Annotated in this window: 24 protein-coding genes; 14 read left to right on the top strand and 10 right to left on the bottom strand. The window is 60.0% G+C overall.

All coding sequences use genetic code 11. The annotated features are described in order from the left end of the window. The first annotated feature begins 39 nt into the window (after positions 1-39). The 5 genes from ACFWW4_RS07355 (at position 40) to ACFWW4_RS07335 (ending at position 6,405) form a co-directional block, all read left to right on the top strand. On the top strand, positions 40-1,242 hold the full coding sequence (locus ACFWW4_RS07355; protein ID WP_411890240.1) for a hypothetical protein: 1,203 nt from the start codon (positions 40-42) through the stop codon (positions 1,240-1,242). Further along, on the top strand, positions 1,239-2,024 hold the full coding sequence (locus ACFWW4_RS07350; RefSeq protein WP_411890239.1) for a trypsin-like serine peptidase: 786 nt from the start codon (positions 1,239-1,241) through the stop codon (positions 2,022-2,024). The genes ACFWW4_RS07355 and ACFWW4_RS07350 overlap by 4 nt, the downstream gene beginning before the upstream one ends. 78 nt (positions 2,025-2,102) lie before the next feature. After that, positions 2,103-4,061, top strand: a complete 1,959-nt coding sequence (parE, locus tag ACFWW4_RS07345) for a DNA topoisomerase IV subunit B (RefSeq protein WP_411890238.1) — start codon at positions 2,103-2,105, stop codon at positions 4,059-4,061. Then, complete coding sequence (locus tag ACFWW4_RS07340; protein ID WP_411890237.1) at positions 4,058-5,113, top strand: GTP pyrophosphokinase family protein; 1,056 nt, start codon at positions 4,058-4,060, stop codon at positions 5,111-5,113. The genes parE and ACFWW4_RS07340 overlap by 4 nt, the downstream gene beginning before the upstream one ends. Positions 5,114-5,682: 569 nt before the next feature. Beyond that, a complete protein-coding gene (locus ACFWW4_RS07335) occupies positions 5,683-6,405 on the top strand; it encodes a DUF1194 domain-containing protein (RefSeq protein ID WP_411890236.1) in 723 nt (240 codons plus the stop codon). On the opposite strand, the gene ACFWW4_RS07330 is transcribed toward ACFWW4_RS07335, so the two are convergent. The 3 genes from ACFWW4_RS07330 to ACFWW4_RS07320 form a co-directional block, all read right to left on the bottom strand. Further along, positions 6,373-6,765, bottom strand: a complete 393-nt coding sequence (locus ACFWW4_RS07330) for a c-type cytochrome (protein WP_411890235.1) — start codon at positions 6,763-6,765, stop codon at positions 6,373-6,375. The genes ACFWW4_RS07335 and ACFWW4_RS07330 overlap by 33 nt on opposite strands. Before the next feature lie 75 nt (positions 6,766-6,840). Beyond that, positions 6,841-7,482, bottom strand: a complete 642-nt coding sequence (locus tag ACFWW4_RS07325; RefSeq protein ID WP_411890234.1) for a DUF3047 domain-containing protein — start codon at positions 7,480-7,482, stop codon at positions 6,841-6,843. Between the two features lie 97 nt (positions 7,483-7,579). Next, entirely contained in the window at positions 7,580-7,963 is a 384-nt protein-coding gene (locus ACFWW4_RS07320; protein ID WP_411890233.1) for a c-type cytochrome, read from the bottom strand. Between the two features lie 107 nt (positions 7,964-8,070). Here ACFWW4_RS07320 and ACFWW4_RS07315 point away from each other — a divergent pair, with 107 nt between their 5' ends. Next, positions 8,071-8,505: a DMT family transporter gene (locus tag ACFWW4_RS07315; protein WP_411890232.1), complete on the top strand. Its 435-nt coding sequence runs from the start codon at positions 8,071-8,073 to the stop codon at positions 8,503-8,505. Here ACFWW4_RS07315 and ACFWW4_RS07310 read toward each other — a convergent pair. The 5 genes from ACFWW4_RS07310 to ACFWW4_RS07290 form a co-directional block, all read right to left on the bottom strand. Continuing rightward, positions 8,489-9,463, bottom strand: coding sequence for an Ldh family oxidoreductase (locus tag ACFWW4_RS07310; protein ID WP_411890231.1), 975 nt, complete (start codon positions 9,461-9,463; stop codon positions 8,489-8,491). The two genes, ACFWW4_RS07315 and ACFWW4_RS07310, sit on opposite strands and share 17 nt — an antisense overlap. Beyond that, positions 9,460-10,143, bottom strand: coding sequence for an ABC transporter ATP-binding protein (locus ACFWW4_RS07305; protein ID WP_411890230.1), 684 nt, complete (start codon positions 10,141-10,143; stop codon positions 9,460-9,462). The genes ACFWW4_RS07310 and ACFWW4_RS07305 overlap by 4 nt, the downstream gene beginning before the upstream one ends. After that, positions 10,136-11,404 (bottom strand): ABC transporter permease, encoded by a 1,269-nt coding sequence (locus ACFWW4_RS07300; protein WP_411890229.1) that lies wholly within the window; start codon positions 11,402-11,404, stop codon positions 10,136-10,138. The genes ACFWW4_RS07305 and ACFWW4_RS07300 overlap by 8 nt, the downstream gene beginning before the upstream one ends. 125 nt (positions 11,405-11,529) lie before the next feature. Next, positions 11,530-12,237 (bottom strand): ThuA domain-containing protein, encoded by a 708-nt coding sequence (locus tag ACFWW4_RS07295; RefSeq protein WP_411890228.1) that lies wholly within the window; start codon positions 12,235-12,237, stop codon positions 11,530-11,532. After that, the gene (locus tag ACFWW4_RS07290; RefSeq protein WP_411890227.1) at positions 12,237-12,845 is read right to left on the bottom strand and encodes a DUF2937 family protein; all 609 of its coding nucleotides are present in this window, start codon (positions 12,843-12,845) and stop codon (positions 12,237-12,239) included. The genes ACFWW4_RS07295 and ACFWW4_RS07290 overlap by 1 nt, the downstream gene beginning before the upstream one ends. 196 nt (positions 12,846-13,041) lie before the next feature. Here ACFWW4_RS07290 and ACFWW4_RS07285 point away from each other — a divergent pair, with 196 nt between their 5' ends. Beyond that, positions 13,042-13,815 carry a hypothetical protein gene (locus ACFWW4_RS07285; protein ID WP_411890226.1) on the top strand — a complete coding sequence of 258 codons (774 nt, stop codon included), beginning with the start codon at positions 13,042-13,044 and terminating at the stop codon, positions 13,813-13,815. A 2-nt stretch (positions 13,816-13,817) separates the two neighbouring features. On the opposite strand, the gene ACFWW4_RS07280 is transcribed toward ACFWW4_RS07285, so the two are convergent. Further along, a complete protein-coding gene (locus ACFWW4_RS07280) occupies positions 13,818-14,378 on the bottom strand; it encodes a peroxiredoxin (protein ID WP_411890225.1) in 561 nt (186 codons plus the stop codon). After that, positions 14,375-15,715: a proline--tRNA ligase gene (gene proS / locus ACFWW4_RS07275; RefSeq protein WP_411890224.1), complete on the bottom strand. Its 1,341-nt coding sequence runs from the start codon at positions 15,713-15,715 to the stop codon at positions 14,375-14,377. The genes ACFWW4_RS07280 and proS overlap by 4 nt, the downstream gene beginning before the upstream one ends. A gap of 148 nt (positions 15,716-15,863) precedes the next feature. Between proS and ACFWW4_RS07270 the strand changes: the two genes are divergently transcribed. From ACFWW4_RS07270 to ACFWW4_RS07240, 7 genes are all read left to right on the top strand, one after another. Continuing rightward, on the top strand, positions 15,864-15,986 hold the full coding sequence (locus tag ACFWW4_RS07270) for a hypothetical protein (RefSeq protein ID WP_393928245.1): 123 nt from the start codon (positions 15,864-15,866) through the stop codon (positions 15,984-15,986). A 73-nt stretch (positions 15,987-16,059) separates the two neighbouring features. After that, positions 16,060-17,184 carry an RNA ligase gene (locus ACFWW4_RS07265; RefSeq protein ID WP_411890223.1) on the top strand — a complete coding sequence of 375 codons (1,125 nt, stop codon included), beginning with the start codon at positions 16,060-16,062 and terminating at the stop codon, positions 17,182-17,184. A 123-nt stretch (positions 17,185-17,307) separates the two neighbouring features. Beyond that, complete coding sequence (locus ACFWW4_RS07260; protein WP_411890222.1) at positions 17,308-17,886, top strand: YceI family protein; 579 nt, start codon at positions 17,308-17,310, stop codon at positions 17,884-17,886. 67 nt (positions 17,887-17,953) lie between these two features. After that, complete coding sequence (locus ACFWW4_RS07255; RefSeq protein ID WP_393928248.1) at positions 17,954-19,057, top strand: AI-2E family transporter; 1,104 nt, start codon at positions 17,954-17,956, stop codon at positions 19,055-19,057. A 1-nt stretch (position 19,058) separates the two neighbouring features. Beyond that, a complete protein-coding gene (locus ACFWW4_RS07250; RefSeq protein WP_411890221.1) occupies positions 19,059-19,718 on the top strand; it encodes a DnaA ATPase domain-containing protein in 660 nt (219 codons plus the stop codon). A 50-nt stretch (positions 19,719-19,768) separates the two neighbouring features. After that, positions 19,769-21,937: an RNA degradosome polyphosphate kinase gene (locus ACFWW4_RS07245; RefSeq protein ID WP_411890220.1), complete on the top strand. Its 2,169-nt coding sequence runs from the start codon at positions 19,769-19,771 to the stop codon at positions 21,935-21,937. 40 nt (positions 21,938-21,977) lie between these two features. Beyond that, positions 21,978-23,519, top strand: coding sequence for a Ppx/GppA family phosphatase (locus ACFWW4_RS07240; protein WP_411890219.1), 1,542 nt, complete (start codon positions 21,978-21,980; stop codon positions 23,517-23,519). The last annotated feature ends 140 nt before the right edge of the window (positions 23,520-23,659 follow it).

Raw genomic sequence — 23,659 nt, 5'->3', positions numbered from 1 at the left:
CTGACACCATTCAATTTGGGCATTTGGGGGCTGGGGCCGATGGTTTTCAGAAACGTGGCACTGTTGCTCATTCTGCAAGGCACACCGCTTCAGGCCGAGGAACGCCAGTTCGCCGACATCATCTATATACCACTCAGCGGGTGGGACGGCGGCAGGGAAAGGGATGGCACCAAGGTCTTCCTCTCTGACCTCCCCGATGATCGCTGCGACATCTGCCGGTTCTACCTCAGCGGCTCGCAATCCCATCAGGGCAGCCTGGCCAGCTTTCTCGACGCCAATCTGACCCGGTTCGAAGACCCGGGCGACCGCGACCGGTTCACCGCGATGGGCCCGCATTCAGACATCAGCATCGCCGGACATCCTGCCCGGATGCAAGGCTACCGGTTCGGGCGACGCGCGATTTATATCCTGATCGCTATCGACCTCGGCGACCGAAAATCGCTGCTCGGCTTTCGGGGGAATTTCTACGATGATGACGACCTGCGGGAGGTGGGCGATGTCTTCGCCAGCCAGATCGCCCCATTCTTCAACACGCTGGAATTTGTCACAAACCCTGACGATCTGCTCCTGCCTGCCGCGACCTCGGGCAACATGTCCGGCGTCTGGTGGGGGTGGCGGCAACGCATGAGGCCCGCCATTGACGGCACGCTCACCCTCAGCATCGACCACCAGGTCCTCACCTTCTATACCGATGGCCACGTCTATCGCGGGGCACCCCCAAGCGGGGTCGTCACCATGGATCGGGACAAGGTCGCAGGCACATTCGACAAGAACCTCGGCGTCTACACCCATCAGGGGGCGCGGCAAATCAACATCACTTATCTGGACGGGCGGCGCGAAACGCTGAATTGGGACATATCCGAAGGCAAATGGACTGATGGTGATATCCTTTATCAAGAGGTCACACCGCTCTCTGACGGATCGCTGCTTGACGGCGGCGTGTCCGATTTCAGCTATACCGGTTTCACCCCCGGCAGCGGGATCGACGGCGGGGCGGCCAGCGCCTCCAGCACCACCTTCTTTCCTGATGGGACCTTCACCGGCGAAAGCTTCGGCTCAGTCTCTGCCACCTTGTCCGGCGGCGGGGTGACCAGTAGCAACACAAGCAACCAGCGCGGGCGTTACGAGGTGAAAGATGGGCTTCTGATAATGACCGACCAGACCGGCAGCACAACGGCAGAAATCATCTTCGAAACCGGTGACGGTATCCTGATCGGCGATCAGTTTCTGGAACAGGAATGATCCGGGCCGCCCTCCTGACATTGCTGCTAATGGCCCCAACATCCGGGTCTGCCCAATCCGCCCCTGATGGGCTGTGCCGGGCCAGCCAGACTCAGGGCTGCCCCGCAATCCGCGCCCGTGAGATCATTGACGTCACCCAGGCCCCATGGCGCGGCATCGGGCGGGTCAATTTCGCCAGCATCCAGATCAGATCGCATTGCACCGGCACGCTTGTCGGCGACAACATCGTGTTGACCGCTGCCCATTGTCTCTACAACAGCGCGCGCAAATCCTGGATCCCGGCGCAAAGCATCACCTTTGTTGCAGGCTATCAGCGCGGCGAGCATATCGCGGCCTCACCCGTGGCCCGCTACATCCTTGACGACAACCAAGACCCGACCAGCAACAGCTTCAACCCCAATCCATCCAGCGACTGGGCCCTCCTGTTGCTCGAAACCCCCATCGGGGCGCAAGTCGGTGCGCTGGCAACCGGTCACCACACGACTGATGAAACACCAGTACTCATCGGTTATCCGGCCATCCGCCCTCACGTCGCCTCCATCGCCCGCGACTGCGGCCCGATCCGGCAGGACGCCGGCGCAACGCTTCTCCGCAACACCTGTGCTGCCATGAACGGCGATTCCGGCGCGCCACTTCTGTCCATGGCCACCGGCACACCCCGGATTATCGGGGTCCTGACCGCCGTCACTGCGGGCAGCAACGGCCTGCAAACCATCAGCGTAGCAGCACAGCAATGGAAACCAGCCCTGCACACGCTGCAAAACAACGCGCCTGCGCCCTGACAACGCCCAATTCCCCAATTGCCCCGGCCCCGCCCGCCTGCCATTATGGGCGCAATCAAAAGAAATGAGCAGCACACAATGGCCGACGATCTCCTCTCCGGGGGCACACCCGACGACTACAATGCATCCTCGATCGAAGTGCTTGAGGATATGGAGCACGTGCGCCTGCGCCCCGGCATGTACATCGGCGGTAAGGACGAACGCGCACTGCACCACATGGTCGCGGAAATCATCGACAACTCTATGGACGAAGCCGTCGCAGGCCATGCCACCTGGATCGAGGTTGAACTGCACGATACCGGAAAAGTCACCATCCGCGATAACGGGCGCGGCATCCCTACAGACGAACACCCCAAACACCCTGGGAAATCCGCGCTTGAGATTATCTTTTGCACGCTCAATGCAGGCGGCAAATTCTCAGGTGAAAACTACGAAACCTCCGGTGGTCTGAACGGGGTCGGCTCATCGGTCGTCAATGCGCTGTCAGACTATCTGCACGTCGAAGTGGCGCGGAACAAGCAACTGGTCGGCATGACCTTCGCGCGGGGTGTTCCGCAAACGAAACTGGAATCGCTTGGTGCGGCCCCTAACCGGCGGGGCACGGCGGTCACCTTTCACCCCGATCCGGAAATCTTTGGCGCGCTCACCCTCAAACCGCGCACATTGTTCCGCATGGCGCGGTCCAAGGCCTATCTGTTTTCAGGCGTCGAAATTCGCTGGAAATCCGGCAAAGACGACGGCGAAACGCCCACCGAAGCGACCTTCAAATTCCCCGGCGGCCTGTCGGATTATCTGCACGAAAGGCTCGAAGGGGCGACCACATACGCCGACAAACCTTTCGCAGGCAGCGTCTCCTTCAGCGAAAAATTCGGCGAGGCAGGCAAGGTCGATTGGGCCATCAACTGGACACCAGCACGCGACGGCTTCATCCAATCCTACTGCAACACCGTGCCCACACCCGAAGGCGGCACCCACGAATCCGGCTTCTGGTCGGCTGTCCTCAAAGGCATCCGCGATTATGGCGAACGGGTTGCCAACAAAAAGGCCAAACAGATCACCCGCGACGATCTGATGACCGGCGGCTCGGCACTTGTGTCGATCTTCATCCGCGATCCGCAATATGTCGGCCAGACCAAAGACCGGCTGTCCAACGAAAGTGCGCAGAAAATGGTCGAAGGCGCCGTGCGCGACCATTTCGACAACTGGCTGGCCGCGGATACAAAATCCGCAGGCGCGATCCTCGATTTCCTCGTCCTGCGCGCCGAAGAACGGCTGCGGCGGCGTCAGGAAAAGGAAACCGCCCGCAAATCCGCCACCAAGAAACTGCGCCTCCCCGGCAAACTGACCGATTGCACATCAAAGGACCGGGCGGGGACCGAGCTTTTCATCGTCGAAGGCGACAGCGCCGGCGGCTCCGGCAAAGGCGCACGCAACCGCGAAAATCAGGCGCTCCTGCCGCTCAAGGGCAAGATCCTGAACGTCCTTGGCGCGGCCTCCAACAAGCTGACCACCAACGCCGAAATCAACGACCTATGCGAGGCACTCGGCGTCGGCATGGGCACCCGCTTCAACGTCGATGACCTGCGCTATGACAAGATCATCATCATGACCGACGCGGATGTGGACGGCGCCCATATCGCCTCGCTCCTGATGACCTTCTTCTTCACGCAGATGCGGCCCCTGATCGACCACGGCCACCTCTACCTCGCCTGCCCACCGCTCTACCGGCTGACGCAAGGGGCCAAACGGGTCTATGTCGCCGACGACGCGGAAAAAGAGGCCGTTCTGGCCAAAGGACTTGGCGGCAAAGGCAAAATCGACGTGCAACGGTTCAAGGGTCTTGGCGAAATGGACGCCAAGGACCTGAAAGAAACGACAATGGACCCCAAGACGCGCAAACTGATCCGAGTGACAGTGCATGACGAAGAACCGGGGGACACAGCCGATCTGGTCGAGCGGCTGATGGGCAAAAAGCCAGAATTGCGGTTCCAGTATATTCAGGAAAACGCGCGGTTCGTGGAGGAGTTGGATGTTTGAGTAAGGAAGCCGACTTCAAGTTAGAGTTCACAAAAAGACACCCACAATACGTCCGTCTGGAAAGTTGCATAACGAGCATCTTGGGAGGAGCAATCTCTGAGCTCGACGTCGATAGTTTTCCAGTGTCGCACAGGATTAAGACTATCGAAAGTGCACTGGGAAAAATAGCATCGAAAAGTTATGAAAACGCCTTCGAAGAAATCACAGATTTTGTAGCATTTAGAATAATCGTATACTTGGAGAGCGATGTCGAAAAAGTAGCGGACTGCGTCCGACAGCTTTTTACCATCGATGAAAATAACAGCATCGACAAGAGGATGGCAAAAAATACAAACGAATTTGGCTATCGATCGTTGCATTTGATCTGTCAACTTGGCGAACAACGGGCGGACTTGCAGGAGTATACCGGCATAGCCAAGCAAAAATTTGAAGTGCAGATCAGAACAGTACTTCAACATGCTTGGGCGGAAATCGAACATAAGAAAAACTACAAGGGGGTCAACAGTCTTCCTGAAGTGTTAGAACGTCGCTTGATGGCAGTCTCTGGCACTTTAGAACTGTTGGACAGGGAATTCAGCGACATTAGTTTAGAAGCGGAAAAATACGCAAGATTAGTGAAATCTGATGCCCCCTCAATATCGGAAGACAAACTAACCTCGCTTGCAGTCGACTCTGCATTCGAGGGGTTTGTTCTCAAAGTTCTAAATAGGAAAGTTGCTGCGACTTACGCTAGTAAAGATTTAAAAGAGGGTATTCTGGCTGAGTTAAACGGCTTCGGGATTAATACTCCGTCTGAATTGCGAAAGCTTCTTAACAACAAATTTGCAAAGGATCTCATGTTGATTGATAGCCGTGCAAATGATGGTTCTTTGGTGGGGTACTTAAGATGCCTAATGATGATTGAAGATGTTGAGAATTACTTTTTAAATGGCTTCCCCAAACATGGTTTTGATACGATTGCACCGTTGACCCTTGACTTGATTGAGCAAGTCACGTCCGACAATGAAATCCGAGCGAAAATTCTGAGCCATATAACGGAAGGTGGATATTAACTCACCGTTGTCGGGTAGCCATAAATGAACCTCGCTCTTAACTTTCGCCCAAGGGCAGCGCCCGGACCTCGGGGTGGGCGCAGCAACGGGACTGCTTGGCGGAACATGGCCACCAAAGCTGACACCACTACAATTTGAAACGTTGCAAAAGCGCCCTCCCCGTGGGGGAGGTCCGGGCGCTGCCCGGCGATGCTGGGCGGGAGATCTGCACCGGAACGCCGTATATGTAGGGTGGGTGAAACCCACGCGTCTGAACCGTCCGCTCCGCAGCCCCGGACCCGATCCGGGGCCTCGCCCTCACCATGAGGTCCCGGGTCAAGCCCGGGACAGCTACATCCCAGCCCCAAAACCTTAACACCGCATTCACACTCCCACCGTGCGCCCTGTTAAACCCGGCCTGTGCCCGCCAGGGGTCCGACGTTTTGCCGACGCATCGCCGACGCGATGCTGACACGCCAAAACGCCACAAAATCACGCATTAACGATTGATTCGGCAAATTCGGGCGCAACCCACCGCACGCACCCCCACCGAACGTTGCTTCACCCCCCCGATGCGCTACCATCCAGATATGCGCCATTTCATCCTCGCCCTCCTCCTCGCCGCGCCCGTCTCCGCCCAGGAGATCGAAACCGACCTCGAACTCGTCCTGCTCGCCGACGCCTCCGGCTCCATCGACGCCGACGAATTGCTGTTCCAGCGCCAATCCTACGCCACCGCCATCACCGACCCGGCGGTCGTTTCGGCCATAGAAAACACGCTCTACGGCTCCATCGCGGTCACTTACGTCGAATGGGCCGCCACGCAGGCGACCGTCGTCGACTGGACCCTCATCGCTGACATGGAAAGCGCCACCGCCTTTGCCGAAGCCCTCATCGGCCCACCGCGCCAGGCCAGCGGACGCAACGCCATCGGGGCCGCCCTGCTCTACGGGAAGGACCAGATAGAATCCAATGATATCAATGGTTTCCGCCGCGTGATCGACTTCTCCGGCGACACGATGGCCAATTCATTCGGTCCGCCCATCACCGTCGCGCGGGATCAGGTCGTGGCCGCAGGCATCACCATCAACGCGCTCCCCATCCTGCGGAATACGCAGTGGCAAACCGACGATCTGCCCGCCGCGTATGAGGCAAATATCATCGGCGGGCCCAACGCCTTCGTCATGCCCGCCCACTCCGGCCCGGAGTTCACGGATGCAGTGCGGCGCAAGCTGATCCTCGAAATCGCAGGCACGACGCCCCAGACAGAATTTGCCAGCCTATTGCTGCAGACCCTGCAGGTAAGCCAGTAAATCGACAATCGGCTGCGACGTCATGATGGGCTGCCCGGTCTCGGCCTTGGTCGCCACGTCATTGCCTTCAAAGAAGTCACCATAAACCGGCATCGCACTGCCATGGCTGACCAGCGGATCACGCCCGTCAATCCGCATGACGACCCGGATCACCGGAAAAATGCCATCATTTCTTGTACTTAGCGCCGTCAAATCCGCGGGACGCACCACCAGCGAAGGCGACATCGGGCCGTTTCCAACGGCCGCGGTGCCGTGACATGTGGCGCAATAAAACTGATAAAGCGCCTCACCTTCCTGCGCATCCTGTGCCACGGCAGGGGCGGCAAGCGTCATCATTAGGGTCAGTGAAAGCCAGCGCATCGGATCCTCCGTCATTACGATAAAGAGAAGCCTAGCGGGCCATCAACCGGCCCGCGTTGATGCAGGTCAATACGCCTAGCGCAGTGTCAGATTGCCGATCGCCGCGCGGATCATGCTGTCGGTATCATCGCTGTCGCCAGACACCGCCAGTCCCACCAACGCGCCCGGTTCACCGCCGAATGCGCGGGCATAATCCGCAGCAAGATCAACGGTTTCGCTATGCGATCCCGTTCCCGCCTGACGCAGCGCAATCGTCACACCCTGCCCCGGCGGGCCATAGGGCGACCGGATCACCTGCCCCCGGCTGTGGTTCCCGCCCCAGGCATATTGCATGATCCGCACATCGGCATTGCCCAGAAGGCTGCGGATATTGGCCCCTTGCAAGCTGGGTGCCACGCTTTCGGGCACAAAGACGAAATAAAGCGAGACATTGCGATCATCGCCGCCTTTCTGGGCCAGATTGGTGGGTGGGACCGATTGTTCCACCGTCCAGGACCACGATGCGCCACGGCTCCCCCAATCGGCGGGGCTGACTCGTGTCCAGGCGATGGACACTGACCCGTTTGACACCATGCTCAGGCTCTGGCCAAAGGAGTAATCATTCGAACTGAACAGCGACAGGCGCTGCTCCTGCCAGCCAGTGGCAAAACTGATCGGACCGGCATTGGCCGTCAGGGTCGTGGTCAAAACAAGTGCGGCGGAAAGAGCAAGGCGCATCAGACATTCCTTTTCGTGGACCTGACAAATCAGCTAGCCCACCAAAGGTCATCGGACACCAATATATTCCAATTCTCACATGATTGTCAGCAATACGTCATTCTTGAATGCTTTCCAGATACTCGGCCAGAACCAACAGCCGCATCGGCACCGGCGTACCCAGACCGTCCTCTTCGACAATCACCGTATCCCCCATATCACCTGCGCCAAACTCCGGCATGGCGGCGCTGAAATGCGCGCCGCGATCAAGGCCGTCAATCGTGCTCATGACCTGATTTCTAGGGAAAACACCGCCATTCCGGGCGGCAATCCCGGTCAGATCCGGCGGGGCCACAGCCAGCGCGCGCGCCGCAGGACCACCGCCCTTGCCATCGGCACCGTGGCAACTGGCGCAATCGGCCATGAAGGCCGTGCGCCCGTCCACAGGCTCCTCGACGCAGGCCGCCAGACCCAGCGCCGCCAGAATGATGAAATACCGCATGTTCTGCCTCCTGTTTTGATCAGACTGTAACAAATCGAGGGCGCCCGCCACTATGATCTGGATCATCCGGCCCCTAAGCTGCACGAAATTTCAGCAAAGGACCGCCCATGCCCCACCACATCCTGATCATGCTGGCCGCCGGAATAGGTATCCCGGTTCTGGCCGCCCTGAACGCCGCATTGGGCCGCCATATCGGGTCACCTGCAGTGGCCGCGACAGTGCTGTTTGTCGTGGCCTTCAGCGTCGCCGCTGTCACCGCGCTTCTCACCAACCCGGCAGCGGTCAGCAAATTGCCAGCCACGCCAAAGCACCTTTTCTTGGGCGGCACGCTGGTTGCATTCTATGTGCTGTCGATCACATGGATTGCACCCACGATGGGTGTCGGGAATGCGGTGTTCTTTGTGCTGCTGGGGCAACTGATTTCAGCGGCGGCCATCGACCATTTCGGGCTGTTCAGCGCGCAAACCTCTCCGCTGACCCTGACCCGTGCCGCCGGTATCGCCCTGATGGCGGCAGGGGTCTTTGTCACGCAGAAAGTTTGATCACCTGTTCCCACAGTGCATCGGGAACATCAACATCCTGCATCACATGACGGTTTGCACCGGGAATGCGCGTGCCTTCCTGTGCGGCCACGGCTTCAGCCACACGCGCAAAACGATCTGCAAAATCAGCATGATAAGTGCCCGGATCCAGCAGAATGTAAAACTGGCCCAGCCCATGCGGCGGCCCATCCGGCAGCTTCAGCCCGCCAACATCCAGCGAATTGACCGATCCGGTCATGCCAGCGGCCAGCAGTTCCGCCATCAGCCCGAACCCCCAGCCTTTGTAGCCACCCGCGCTGACCAGCGCGCCTTTCAGCGCAGCCTCTGGGTCGGTCGTTGGCTGGCCCTCGGCATCAACCGCCCAGCCCAGCGGAATGCTTTCTCCCGCAGCCTTGGCCATGGTGATCTTGCCCAGCGCCACGGCGGAGGTCGAGAAATCGAAATGCATGGCCAGTGCACCATCGCCCGGCACGCTCATCGCAATCGGGTTGGTGCCGATCACCGCCTTGTTGCCACCGGGCGGAGCGACGACGGGCGAGGCATTGGTAAACCCGATCCCGATCAACCCTTCGCCTGCAATCTGTTCGGTGAAATACCCCAGCGACGTGCAGGTATGCGCATGGGCCACCGCCAGCGTCGCCACACCGTTTTCGCGGGCGGCCTTCAACGCGGTCGTCAACGCCACCTCGAACGCATATTGGGCAAAGCCAAAGCGGGCATCGGACAGAACCGCAGCAGGGCGCGGGCGGCTGACCACCGGATCAATCGTACCTTTCACCCGGCCGGATGTCAGTTGCACACAATAGCTTTCCAGATAGTAAAGCCCACAGATCACGTTGCCCAGCGCCTCTGCCCGGGCCACGGCCTTGGCGACTGACCGGGCCTGCCGCTTGCCCGCGCCATGGGCTGTCAGTGCGGCAAAACTGCGCTCTTCAATCTCGGTAACATCAACTCTCATAACGCCTCCAACACACCGCCTGTCATCCGCACCTGCCGGTCCATCCGGGCCGCCAGTTCCAGATTATGGGTCGCAATGACGGCGGCAAGCCCGGTATCACGCACCAGCGTCATCAGCGTATCGAACACCCTGTCGGATGTCTCCGGGTCAAGGTTCCCGGTCGGCTCATCCGCCAGCAACAGGGCCGGTTCATTGGCAAGCGCCCGGCAGAACGCAACCCGCTGCTGTTCGCCCCCCGACAATGCAGCAGGGCGGTGCGTGGCCCGTTCGGCAATCCCGACCCGACCCAACAAGGACATCGCGCGATCATGGGCCGCCTTGTCGGCCACGCCATTGGCAAGCTGCGGCAGCACAATGTTTTCCAGCGCCGTGAACTCCGGCAGCAGATGGTGAAATTGATAGATGAACCCCACCGTCGACCGGCGCACCGCCGTGCGCCTGCGATCCGACAGGCGGGTCATATCCTCACCCTCAATCGCGACGGTCCCCGCATCAGGTGTATCCAGCAGCCCCGCGATATGCAGCAGGGTCGATTTGCCAGCACCCGACGGGGCGACAAGGGCAACCACCTCGCCCGGCTCCACGGTCAGCGTGGCGCCCTGCAACACCTTCACCTCGTTCGGTTTGCCGTGGTTATAGCCTTTGACCAGATCGGCCACCTGCAATGTCGGATCACTCATAGCGCAGCGCCTCAACCGGGTTCATCCGAGCGGCACGGCGCGCGGGAAAGATCGTGATGATCCATGACAGCCCCAGCGACAGGGACATCGCCTTGATCACATCCGACAGGTGTAACTGGGCCGGCACGTTGTAAATTCCCCTGATCGACGGGTCCCAAACCCCGCCCCCGGCCACGTAATTCACCAGACTGAAAATCTGATCGATATAGATCGCAAAGAGACACCCCAGCACGACCCCAAAGAACGTACCAATCGTGCCAATCCCTGCACCACAGATAAAGAACACCCGCAGGATTGACCCTTCTGTCAGGCCCATCGTGCGCAAAATCCCCACATCGCGGCCTTTGTTTTTGACCAGCATGATCAACCCGCTGATGATGTTCATGGATGCCACCAGCACCAGAATGGACAGGATGATGAACATCACATTATCCTCGATCGTCAGCGCCCGCAGAAACCGACCCACCCGGTCCTGCCAGCTATAGGCCCACATGCCCGGCCCGGCCGCATTGGCCACGATCTGTTTCAACTCTTCCGACCGGTTGATATCGTCCAGTCGCACCTCCAGCTCGTCCGCCACACCATCGCGGTTAAACACCAGTTGGGCCACGTCAAAGGGCAGATAGGCGCGCACCTGATCAATCTGATAGCGCCCGGTCGAAAAGATATAGACGACCTCATAAGCGTTGCGCCGGGTCGATTGGCCCATCGGTGTCGCCGCCCCACCGCGCGTTGTGACGACAACCCGGTCGCCCAATGTCAGGCCCAGCGTTTCGGCGAGGGCAGAGCCCAGCGCGATCCCGTTCGGCAGATCATCGATATTGCCGATGGTGCGCTCACTTTGCACAATCGCGTCGGATTGTTTGAGGTCCTCCAGCCCGATGCCATAGATATCGGCCAGCGCAATACGCCCGGTCACACCTTCGGCCATGGATTGGCCACGCACCAGCGGGGCCACACTTTCCACGCCCTCCACGGTCATGATCCGCGCGGCCATGCCTTCGAATTCCGTGATGACCTCACCCGGCTGCACGACCGAAATATGGGCATTCGCCCCGACAATCGTGTCAATGAACTCCGCCCGAAAGCCGGATCGGACAGCCAAGACCGCAATCAGGGCAAAAACCGCCAAGGTCACCCCGATCAGGCTGATCCAGGTCATCACACTGACCCCGCCCTCGGCGCGCTTGGCACGAATATAGCGCCAGGCGATCATCCACTCGAATTTGGCAAAGGGACGGGTGTGGTTCACCGTGGCCATGACTGCTCCTGCCTGCGTTTCGGCGCAACGTGGTGCGTTCACCGCCCACGGTCAAGCGTCTTTCCGCCAGATCAGGTGGCTGAGCGGATCAAAGTCCAGCATGGCACCCTGCCCCGCGACAAAGCCTACCAATGATTGCCTGGCGTCATCATCGGCGTCAGGTCCCGACCCTTGGCCGCAGCCTTGCCCGCCGCCGCCCAAAGCAGCCCACGGCGCAGCATTTCCCGCGCGGGCCCCTCAGCAATCACATCAGGTTGATGGCCCAGCGCGTTGTAATAGACCCGGCCCAATCCCCAATCCTTCGTCCAGGCGAGCGGCATATCCACAGGACCATTCGGGCTGTGATACCACGTCACCACATCCGTGCGGGTCGTGGCCAGAACCCGATTGGCCGGATCGACATGCAGATAGTACTGTTCTGACACCACATCGAAATCCGGAAGGCCCGCGACCAGCGGATCATCAGAGGTCATGTTGACACGATATCGCACCCCATCGCCACCCGGATGGGCGACCCAATTGGCCCCGGTCATGAACTGCCACAGGGGACACGTGCGAAACGCGTCGCACATACCGCCGTGGCAACCAGCAAGGCCGGTGCCCCGCGCCACGGCCTCTGACACGTTGGTGGCGGCCTCTCGGCTCAGCACGCCATCGGTCCAGACCGGCACGATCAGGTCATAACGCTGCAAACCCTCAGCGTCGTCAAACGGGTCGAGATTATTGACCAGCGCGACATGACCGCCCGCCGCCTCAAGCATGTCCCGAAAGAGGCCCGCGACCTTCTCAGGCCCATGCCCGTCCCATCCGCCCCAGACAATCAGGGCATGCATCAGCGCTGCGCACCCGCCAGACGCGGCCTGCTGTCGGGCGTCTGTGCCACCAGCGTCGGGCGGGCCAGCGGCGGATCGGGACGCAACCCCGGCTCATGCCGCTTGGGTGCGGCCTTCGCCACGGTCTTGCGCCTGCGAAACGGCATCGCCAATGCGCCGAACAGCGCGGCCAAGACGGCCCAGCCACCGACAAACCCTGCCCCTGCAGCCGCAGCCCCGGCCGTACTGACCGGCACGGCGGGTGTGAAATCCGACCAAACCTCTTGCACGGTAGGGCCATCGGCCATGCGGTGCGGCAAGATCAGACGCTGCAAAGGCGATGCGGCCTGCAGCACTGTCAGATTGTCAGCTAGCCGGGCATGGCGGGCAAAAAGGGCGCGCATGTCAGCCTGATGACGCAGCTGGAAATCCGAACCGGACAGATCCTGCAACGCCTCTTCACGGCCCATCCCCTCGGCCAGGGCAGAGGCATCAAATTCCTTGACCACGACCGTCAAAGCATCCACCTGCCCTGCAAGGCGCTGGATATATTGCTGCGAAAATTCGGGAAACTGCGACAGACCCGCCGCCCCGGCCAGCCCACCGACCAAACACAGCGCGCGGATCATGCCCAGACCCTCCGGCGAACCAAATTCTTCATCTGCGACCTCAATGCATCTTGTTTTTTTGTGGTTATAGCAGAGAAATCAAACGGAGCGAATGCAACTGCGCCGTGGCAGCATTCTCTTGCCTGCGAGTGCAACCGTTTCAACACATCTGCGGCCCGATACCGCAATAACGCGCAACGCGTCGCCAGAGGAACCTATGTTCACCATTCACAAAACCGCATTTGCCTTTGTCAGGCAGAACCCGGTATTTCTGGCGACACTCGCCCTTGTAATACTCGGAGCACAGCTCATTCTCGCCCCGTTCGGGATCGGTGCGTCCGGTGTTCTGGTGTTATGGGTCTATGCGTTTTATGTGCTGTTCCGGGCGATAATGTTTGACGAGCTTGCATTCTGGGCAACGGCAAGAACACAAACGCGCCCCTCAGGTCTGGCTGGCTTTCTTATTGCCGCACTTTTGCTTCTGATCGGGTCCATCACGTTTGGCGTCTTTGTGTTTTCCATGATCTTTGGCTCGATCCTTGACGGCTACCCCGGACCGCAATCCGCACCCGGTGTCGCTGCACTGCTGCTTTTTCTGGGGTCATTCGGGCTTTTGTCGCTTTTCGGAACCGGTCTGCCCGCCGCCGCAGCAGCTGATCGCTGGGGGCCAAGCATTTCACTGCAGCGTGCGCCAGGCACCTTGTGGCATATCTTCACCGGTTTGGTGGCAGGACCGGGCATATTCGGTGCTGTCGCAATGGGTCTTGTCCTTGCTGCGGAAAGTGGCGCGCGTATCATTGGCTTCAGTACCAGCGCGTTGGACATCTTCCATCCTGTACAATTACTGATCGCGTTTGTGATCAATCTCGGCACGCTGCTTTACCTGCTGCTGACCACCGTCGCACTCACACGCCCCTATCAGCGGGTCGCCCCGATCGAGGTCAAAGCCGCCATGGGCATTCTGGAAGACAAGGCAGAGGTTTTCGCCTGATCTCAGGCGTTTGCGGTCAGCCAGCCGATCACGTTGTCCGCATCCTGATCGGGGGGAAAGACCGGATAGAAGACATGCGCAATCTTACCGTCGCGCACGATCATGGTCAGGCGCTTGAGGAGGGTTTGCCCCGCAACCTCCATCCTGGGCAGATCAAGGGCCGCGCGCAATGCGCCGTCCTTGTCCGACAATAGGGGAAAGGGCAGATGCAGCCGCTCTGCCGCCTCTTGCTGATAGTCGGTGGCTTGGGTCGACACGCCGAACAGATTGTCCACACCATAACCCCGCAGTTCTTTGAAATGATCGCGGAAGGCGCAGGATTGCGGGGTGCAGCCGCGGGCACCGGGGATGTCATCCCAATCCTCTGGCAAATCCTGATCTGGACGGCCCGTCATCGGATAGATGTAAATCACCGTCAGCCCGCGCTGGGCCCCGAGGTTGACCGATTTGCCATGCGTTCCGGGCAGCCGGACATCAGGCAATTCCTTGCCTTCCAGATGATCTGCGCCGCCATCGTCAGACGGCGCCGGGATCAGTGACCAGTCCACATCGGTCAGGCTCATGAGATACCCCGATAAATCTCGGCAATCCGTGTAACGGCTTGCTCTGGCGGCAATTCCTCGCTGTCGCCGGTGCGGCGGCTGGTCAGCTCGACCACGCCATTCTTCAGCCCGCGCGGCCCGACGGTGATCCGCCACGGCAGCCCGATCATGTCCATCGTGCCAAACTTGGCCCCAGCCCGTTCATCGCGGTCATCGTAAAGCGGCTCCAGACCCAATGCCGTCAGACTGTCATAAAGCGACTGGCAGGCGGCGTCGGCCTCGTCGTCGCCTTGCTTGAGGTTAACAATCCCGCAATGAAACGGGGTTACACCTTCGGGCCAGATGATGCCCTTGTCATCATGGCTGGCCTCGATGATCGCGCCCAGCAGGCGCGACACCCCGATGCCATGCGACCCCATATGCACCGCTGCCTTACCGCCCTTACCGTCATCGACAACCGCACCCAGCTTTTCGGAATAAAGGGTGCCGAAATAGAATATCTGGCCGACCTCGATCCCCCGGGCCGTGCGTTGCCGGTCCGCCGGGACCTTGGCGAACAGGTCCGCATCATGGGTCTCATCCGTGCGGGCATAAAGCGACGTGAACTCGTCCATGATCGCCTGACACTGGTCATGGTTGTCAAAATCCACATCCCGTTCGCCCATGCGGATATCGGTGACCGCGCTGTCATAGAACACTTCGCTTTCGCCGGTTTCGGCCAGCACGAGAAACTCGTGGGTATAATCGCCGCCAATCGGGCCGCTGTCGGCGCGCATCGGGATCGCCTGCAGCCCCATGCGCTCATAAGTGCGCAGATAGGTGACCAGATGGCGGTTATAGGCGTGCAGCGCGTCTTCCTTGGTCAGGTCGAAATTGTAGCCGTCCTTCATCAGAAACTCTCGGCCGCGCATGACGCCAAAACGCGGGCGGACCTCGTCCCGGAACTTCCACTGGATCTGGTAGAGCGTCAGCGGCAGGTCCTTGTAGGACCCGACATTCGCCCGGAACACATCGGTAAACATTTCTTCCGCTGTCGGTGAAAACAGCATGTCGCGGCCATGCCGGTCCTGCATTCGTAGCATTTCCTCGCCATAACCATCATAGCGGCCGCTTTCGCGCCACAGGTCCGCCGATTGCAGCGTCGGCATCAGCATCGCGATATGCCCGGCCTTGGCCTGCTCCTCATGCACGATGTTTTCCAGCTTGCGCAGCAGCTTGAAGCCCAGCGGCAGCCACGAATAAATCCCGGCACTCGCCTGCTTGATCATCCCCGCCTGCAACATGTAGCGGTGGCTGACAATCTGCGCCTCGCGTGGCGTTTCTTTCAGTACAGGCAGGAAATAGCGGCTCAGGCGCATGGATGTCCCCTTGGCATGATCATTTCGCATCGGTGTAGGGCGCAAGCGACAGGCTGACAAGCAACAACCGTCACCCGATTGTTTCCAAATCAGCAATTGACGCAGCCACCCCGCCTGCCCTATGCCCCGCAACTTCAAGGAGCACGAAATGACCAGCCTGCGCCAGATTTCAAACCAACTGCCAGCCATTGCCACAGGCAAGGGCCGGTTTGGCTATGCGCAGGCCAATGATGGCATTCTGCGGCTGCTTGAAAGGGGATCATCCGGGTAAACACACCCGACATGACAACCTGACGGCAAGCCGCTTCATCCCGAAGCGGCTTTTTTATTTTTGGAGAAGGACAATGAAAGTCGAAATCAAGACCCTGGACGATGTGCTGCCCCATATCTCGTATGATGACGGGATCGTGGTGTCAGAGCGCGCGGGCTATACCGTGGTGGATTATGTGTTCGTCACGCCGAACACATTCGCCAACCCGGTGGCCCAGCAATGCCGGGGTCTGAAATTCGGCGCCGATGAACGGTTGATCGCCCGGCCCTTCCACAAGTTCTTCAACATCGGGGAAAAGGAACAACCGCACGACATCGATTGGACCCGGCCTCATGTGATCATGGACAAACTGGACGGATCCATGGTGCATCCGGTCGCACTGAACGATGAACTGGTGTTCATGACCCGGATGGGGATTACCGATCAGGCAAAGGCGGCTCTGTCCGTCGCCTCCGACGCGGTCAAACGGCTCTGCGTGGACGTGATGGCCGCCGGGCAAACGCCGATGTTCGAATTCACCGGACCGGAAAACCGGATCGTGGTCGACTATGCGGATACGCGGCTGACGCTACTGGCCGTCAGGGACATCATCAGCGGGGCGTACATGGGCCACGCGGATCTGACGGCGCTTGCGGCCCGATATGGGGTGCCGGTGGCTGATACCTTCGGGCAAGTGACCCATGCGGATGCGTTCATCACAACCGGGCGGGCACTGACCGGGGTTGAAGGCTACGTTGTCGCGTTCGAGGACGGGCACAGGCTGAAACTTAAGGCCGACGGCTATGTGCTGCGGCACAAGGCGCTGGCCGGGGTGGCCTATGAGAAAAACGTGCTCGCCTGGATCGTAGAGGACGCGTTGGACGACGTGCTGCCGCTCCTGCACGGCGACGTGGCGGACCGGGTGCAAACCTATCAGGCACGCCTGACAGCCGCGATCAACGCCCGCGTGACAGAGCTGACAGGCTTCGCTGCTACGTTCGAGGGTGCCGACCGGCGGACCTACGCCATGGCCGTGAAGGACAAGATCGACCGGCGCCTGCAACCGGTGGCCTTTGCCATCGCCGATGGGCGCGACGCGCGGGCAGCGATCCTCAAGCTGCTCAAACGGTCCACCGGGTCGGAAAACCGGGTACACGAAATCCGGGACCTGTTCGATCTGGACTGGAAAGGGTCGGACCTTGTGATGCGCGATATTTAAGCAAAACCCATGTCCGGGCGACCGGGCATGGGTGCCACAACATGAAATTTCTGTGAAAGGCGCGAATAATTGGGTCGCCACGGGCGTAGCCCTTATACATTCATCTTATCAAGGAGCGTCCCCATGATCCGCCTTATTGCCATTCTATTCATACTCCTGCCGCTGGGCAGCTTCGCCGCGCCCATCAGCTATGCCCTGCAGGCCGACCGGTCAGAGGTCGGGTTCGTCTATACCCTCAGCGGGGCCAATAACCGTGGGTCCATGCCTGTACGGTCCGCCAATATCGTCATTGACCTGCAGCAATTCGCCAATTCCAGCGCCGATGTCACGCTGGATGTCAGCCAGGCCCGCACCGGGCTGATCTTCGCGACCGAGGCGCTCAAGGCCGCAAGCGTGCTGGACGCGCGCGGCCACCCTACGATCCGGTTTCAATCCACCGCCGTGCGCGCCAACAATCCGCGCAACCTGTCCGAAGGCGGGCAGATCGACGGGCTTTTGACGATCAAAGGTGTGACCCGGCCTGTCACGCTCAACGCCGCCGTTTTCCGCCAGCGCGGCGCGCCCGAAGGCGACCTGAGCCAGTTGAGCTTTCGCATCTCTGGCGCTGTGAAACGGTCCGATTTCGGGGCCTCTGGATACAGTGACATCGTTGCCGACACGATCAATATCGACATCGCCGCACGGGTGATTGCGGCACCCTAATTTGCATCGCCCCTTGCACAGCCATGATCCATAACGCATCTATCGGACAGGTAATTATGGATCATGCATGGCACTTCCGGTTTCTCAACAAGCCAAATACTGGGGCATCGCCACAGCTGTTTTTCTGGTCGTCTTGTGGTTTCTGGGGGATGTGATCCTGCCATTTGTGCTGGGCGGGGCCATCGCCTACTGCCTTGATCCGATCGCTGACCGGCTGGAAAAGGCGGGATGCACACGGGTGATTGCGGTGACGATCATCACCATTGTCGCAGCTCTTGTTTTTGTTCTTCTGATCCTGCTGGTGATCCCGACCCTGATCCAGCAGACCGCCGCCCTGATCGACACGGCACCCGAACTGTTTGAACGGCTGCAGGCGGGACTGACTGAACGGTTCCCCCAGATACTCGACGCTGACAGCACCGTTCGGCAGCAACTTCTGGCGATTGGCGAAACCATCCAGTCAAAAGGCGGGGAGCTGGTCAATGGGCTGGTCAGTTCTGCGCTTGGACTGATCAACGTGCTGGTCCTGCTGATCATTGTGCCAGTTGTCGCTTTCTACATGCTGCTGGACTGGGACAACATGACAGCCAAGATCGACAGCATGCTGCCCCGCGACCACGTTGACACGATCCGGCAACTGGCCCGCGACATCGACCGGACCTTGGCCTCTTTCATTCGCGGTCAGGGCACGGTCTGTCTGGTGCTGGGCACCTATTACGCCGTCGGGCTGATGGCGGCGGGGCTGAATTTCGGCCTCATCGTGGGCTTCATCGCCGGGCTGATCACCTTTATTCCCTATGTTGGCGCGCTGGTTGGCGGTGTGCTGGCCGTTGGGTTGGCCCTGTTCCAGTTCTGGGGCTCGGTTGAGGTGACAGACGGCGAAACCGTCACCTATGCAACAAACTGGGTGCGCATCGGGATCGTCGCTGGCATCTTTGGCTTCGGTCAGTTTCTGGAAGGGAACATTCTGACCCCCAAGCTGGTCGGCGGTTCTGTCGGTTTGCACCCCGTCTGGCTGCTTTTTGCGCTGTCCGTCTTTGGCTCGCTTTTCGGCTTTGTGGGTATGCTCGTCGCCGTTCCCGTGGCCGCCGTGCTGGGGGTCGTCGTCCGTTACGCGCTGGAGCAATACAAAGACAGCCTGCTTTATCGCGGCAAATCGACCGGCGACTAGGATGAACAACCAATTGTCATTCGACTGGCCAACGGGTGTTGCGCTGGGGCCTGATGACTTCTTTGTATCCGAGGCGAACGCGCAGGCCTTTGCGATGCTCGAAGCACCCGATAGCTGGCCGGAACGCAAGCTGGTGATCGCAGGGCCGACAGGCTGCGGCAAAAGCCATCTGGCGCGCATCTTCCATAACCAGCAAGGCGGCGTGATCATCGACGCGGGCACCCTGCCCGCCGACTATCAGACCGATGCGCAGACCGTGATCGTCGAAGACATGGAAACGCTGCCAAAGGCGGCGGAAGAGGCGATGTTCCACCTGCACAACCACCTGCGCAACACCGGCGGCACCCTGCTGATGACCGCCCAAACACCGCCCAGCCGCTGGTCCATCACTCTGCCCGATCTCGCCAGCCGGATGCAGGCGACAACACTGACCCAGATCAGCAACCCCGACGATGCGCTGCTGCAGGCGCTGATCATGAAACTCTTTGCTGATAGGCAGATCGCACCAAAGCCCAATCTGGTGGCCTATCTGGCCTCCCGGATCGAACGGTCATTCGCCGCTGCTGCCGATATCGTGGCACGGCTGGACGCAACCGCGCTGGCCTCGGGCGACAAGATCAACCGCAAACTCGCCAAGCGGCTGCTGGACAACCCCGGCTAAGCCCGCGATACTTGTCATACGCCTGCAACAGTTTCAGCAGACAAGGCCCCATGACCAAAGCGAATTTTCTTGAAGGGGACTATCCGGCCCCGACGACGCTCGATATCGACCACAGCACGCCTGCGCGGTTCTTCAACCGCGAACTCAGCTGGCTCGGGTTCAACTGGCGCGTCCTGGAAGAGGCGGAAAACCCCCGCGTGCCCTTGCTCGAACGGCTGCGCTTCTTGTCGATCTCGGCCACCAATCTGGATGAATTCTATACCGTCCGCGTCGCGGGCCTGCGCGAACTGGTTCACGAGGGCAACAGCACCCCCGGCCTTGACGGGCTGACCCCTGCCGAGCAACTGGTTGTCATCGACACTGATGCGCGCCGCCTGATGGCGCGGCAACAAGAGGTGTTCAATATCCTGCAGGCCGAAATGGCCGATCAGGATATCCATATCCTCAGCCAGGAAAACCTCACCAAAGACGATATCGCATACCTCGAGGATGTGTTCATCGAACAGGTGTTCCCGGTCCTCTCACCCCTTGCCATCGACCCGGCACACCCGTTCCCGTTCCTGCCGAACGAGGGGTTTGCACTGGCGCTGCAACTGGAACGGCCCAGCGACAAACGGCAACTGCGTTCTCTCCTGCCGGTGCCCGCGCAGATCGACCGGTTCGTCCCCCTGCCCTCTGACAGCGGCCAGCGTTTCCTGCCACTGGAAGAACTGCTGCTTGTCCAGATCGCCCGGCTCTTCCCCGGCTATCAGATCAAGGGGCATTGCGCCTTCAAGGTCCTGCGCGACAGCGACTTGGAGGTCGAGGACGAAGCCGAGGACCTCGTGCGCGAATTTGAGGTAGCCTTGAAAAGGCGCCGCCGGGGCGAGGTCGTGCGCCTCAAAATGTCCGCCGGGGCGCCCTCTGCCCTGAAAACACTGATCATGTCCGAACTCCATGTGACCGAAGACACCGTGATCGAGGTGGACGGGCTGATCGGCATCGCCGACCTTGGCGAATTGGTGCTCGACAACCGGCCCGACCTGCTCTGGCCGCCTTTCAGCCCCCGCGTGCCCGAACGGGTGCAGGACCATGACGGGGATATGTTCGCCGCCATCCGGCAGAAAGACATGCTGCTGCACCACCCGTATGAAACCTTCGATATGGTGGTCCGTTTCCTCAAACAGGCGGCCCGCGATCCCAACGTGGTGGCAATCAAGCAAACGCTCTACCGCACATCCAAGAAATCCCCGATTGTCGAAGCGCTGTGCGAGGCGGCAGAAGACGGCAAGTCCGTCACCGCACTGGTCGAGTTGAAAGCGCGCTTTGACGAGGCCGCCAATATCCGGCAATCCCGCCGCCTCGAACGGGCGGGCGCGCATGTGGTCTACGGCTTCCTGCAATATAAAACCCATGCCAAGATCAGCACCGTCGTCCGGCGCGAAGGCGACAAACTGGTCACCTATACCCATTTCGGGACCGGCAATTACCACCCGATCACGGCGCGCATCTATACCGATCTCAGCCTCTTCACCTGCGACGCCAAGCTGGGTCAGGACGCAACCAAGGTGTTCAACTACATTTCTGGCTACGCCCAGCCAGAGGACCTCAAACACCTCGCCATCTCACCGCTGACGCTCAAGCAAACCCTGCTCGACCGGATCGCGGCAGAGGCCGAGAATGCAAAGGCGGGCAAGCCAGCCGTCATCTGGGCCAAGATGAATTCGCTTATCGAAAGCGACGTGATCGACGCGCTTTATGCGGCCAGTCAGGCGGGGGTCAAGATCAGCCTTGTGGTGCGCGGCATCTGCGGTCTGCGGCCCGGCGTCACAGGGCTGTCCGAAAACATCCGGGTCAAATCCATCGTGGGGCGGTTTCTGGAACATTCGCGCATTGTCTGCTTTGGCAATGGCAGCGTGCTGCCCAGCAAGAAGGCCAAGGTCTATATCAGTTCAGCCGACTGGATGGGGCGTAACCTGAACCGGCGGGTCGAAACCCTGATCGAAATCAAGAACCCCACCGTCAAGGCGCAGATCGTCAGCCAGATCATGGCGGCCAACATGGCTGACGTAGCGCAAAGCTGGGTCATGTCCGCCGATGGCAGCTTTACCCGCGCGGTTATCGAAGAAGGCGAATTTGCCTTTAATTGCCACCGGTTCTTCATGGAAAACCCATCACTGTCGGGGCGCGGCTCTGCCGGGGCATCGGACGTTCCGCAATTGACCCACACCGACGATTGACCGATACCTGATCGCGGGGCATCTGCGGGGACGGGACCACATGACGCAACAACCGGACACCATTGATTGGGGGCCGTTCGGCCGCCCTCTGTTCGAGGACGAGGCGGCACAAAACCTGCGCCGGGTCGGTGTCATCGATGTCGGTTCCAACTCTGTCCGGTTGGTCGTGTTTGATGGTGCGGGCCGTTCGCCAGCCTATTTCTACAACGAAAAGATTATGTGCGCCCTGGGTGCCGGATTATCGGAAACCGGGCATCTCAACCCCGAAGGCCGGGTGCGGGCGCTGTCGGCAATCCGGCGTTTCGCCGCCCTGGCCGAAGGCATGGGGATCAGCCCGCTAACCGCTGTCGCAACCGCCGCGATGCGCGAAGCCAGCGACGGCAAAGAATTTCAAGATGAAATCCTGCGCGAAACTGGCATCAAGCTTTGGGTCATCGACGGCAAGGAAGAGGCGCGATTGTCGGCGCAAGGCGTATTGTTGGGCTGGCCGGGCAGTTACGGGCTCGTCTGCGATATCGGCGGGTCATCCATGGAACTGGCCGACCTGGCAGAAGGGCGCGTCGGGCGGCGGGTCACATCGGCACTTGGTCCGCTGAAACTGCGCGAAATCAAGGGCGGCAAGAAGGCGGTCAAGGCCTATGTGCGCGAGACGATGCAAAACCTGCATGACGAGATGGGCAATGAAACCGGCATGCGCCTGTTTCTGGTGGGCGGATCATGGCGTGCCATCGCGCGGGTCGATATGGAACGGCGGGGCTATCCGCTGACCGTTCTGCACGAATACCGCATGACATCGCGCAAGATCAGCAAGACCGCCGAATATATCCGCAGCTCTGATCTGCAGGAATTACGCGCGCGTTGTGGCATTTCCGACAGCCGGATGTCGCTGGTGCCGCTGGCCACGATCGTGCTGCAGGAACTGATGCGCACCTTCAAACCCAAGGATGTCGCCGTCTCATCCTATGGGATCCGCGAGGGGATGCTGTTTGAACAGATGCCCCGCGCGCTGCGCGAACGCGACCCCCTGATCGAGGCCTGCCGCTTTGCCGAAGCCAAGGATGCGCGCCTGCCCGGCTTTGGCCGCGTGCTGTTCGATTTTGTCAAACCCCTCTTTCCGCGCGCTAACTGGCAGCGCAAGCGGATCATCAAAGCCGCGTGTCTGCTGCATGATGTCAGCTGGCGGGCGCACCCCGATTACCGGGCCGAGGTGACATTCGACAACGCCACACGCGCCAATCTGGGCGGGCTGAAGCACTATGAACGTGTGCTGCTGGGGCTGGCCCTGATGAACCGCTACACCAACAAGCCCGACAACCCCCGCTACAGCGATCTTTTCGCAATGTTGACCCCCGAGCAGATCAAAGAAGCCGAGATACTGGGCAAGGCCATGCGTCTGGGCGCGATGCTCTGGATCAATACCGACGAACAACCGGGTGTCTTGAAATGGAACAGCAAGTCACGCGAACTCACCCTCAAACTGACGCAGCAGGCCCGCCCGCTTTTCGGCGAAGTGGCCGAAGCGCGGTTCGGCGCGCTGGTCTCAGCACTTGATGCAACGGGCACGGTCACGTTCACGAAATAGCCGCATCGCGCAACGTTCGCAGCCTTAATGGGGGTCAAAGCCGACAAAAGGTCCGACGTTTTGCCGACGCATATCCGACGCGATGCCGACAGCGGTTTGGCCATGAAAAACAGGCGTTAACCTACGATTCGCCTGCACCG

This window comes from Yoonia sp. SDW83-1, from assembly GCF_046762885.1.
Lineage (GTDB): Bacteria > Pseudomonadota > Alphaproteobacteria > Rhodobacterales > Rhodobacteraceae > Yoonia.
Note: the sequence above shows the minus strand (reverse complement) of the source record. Positions and strands in the feature narration are given on the sequence as shown.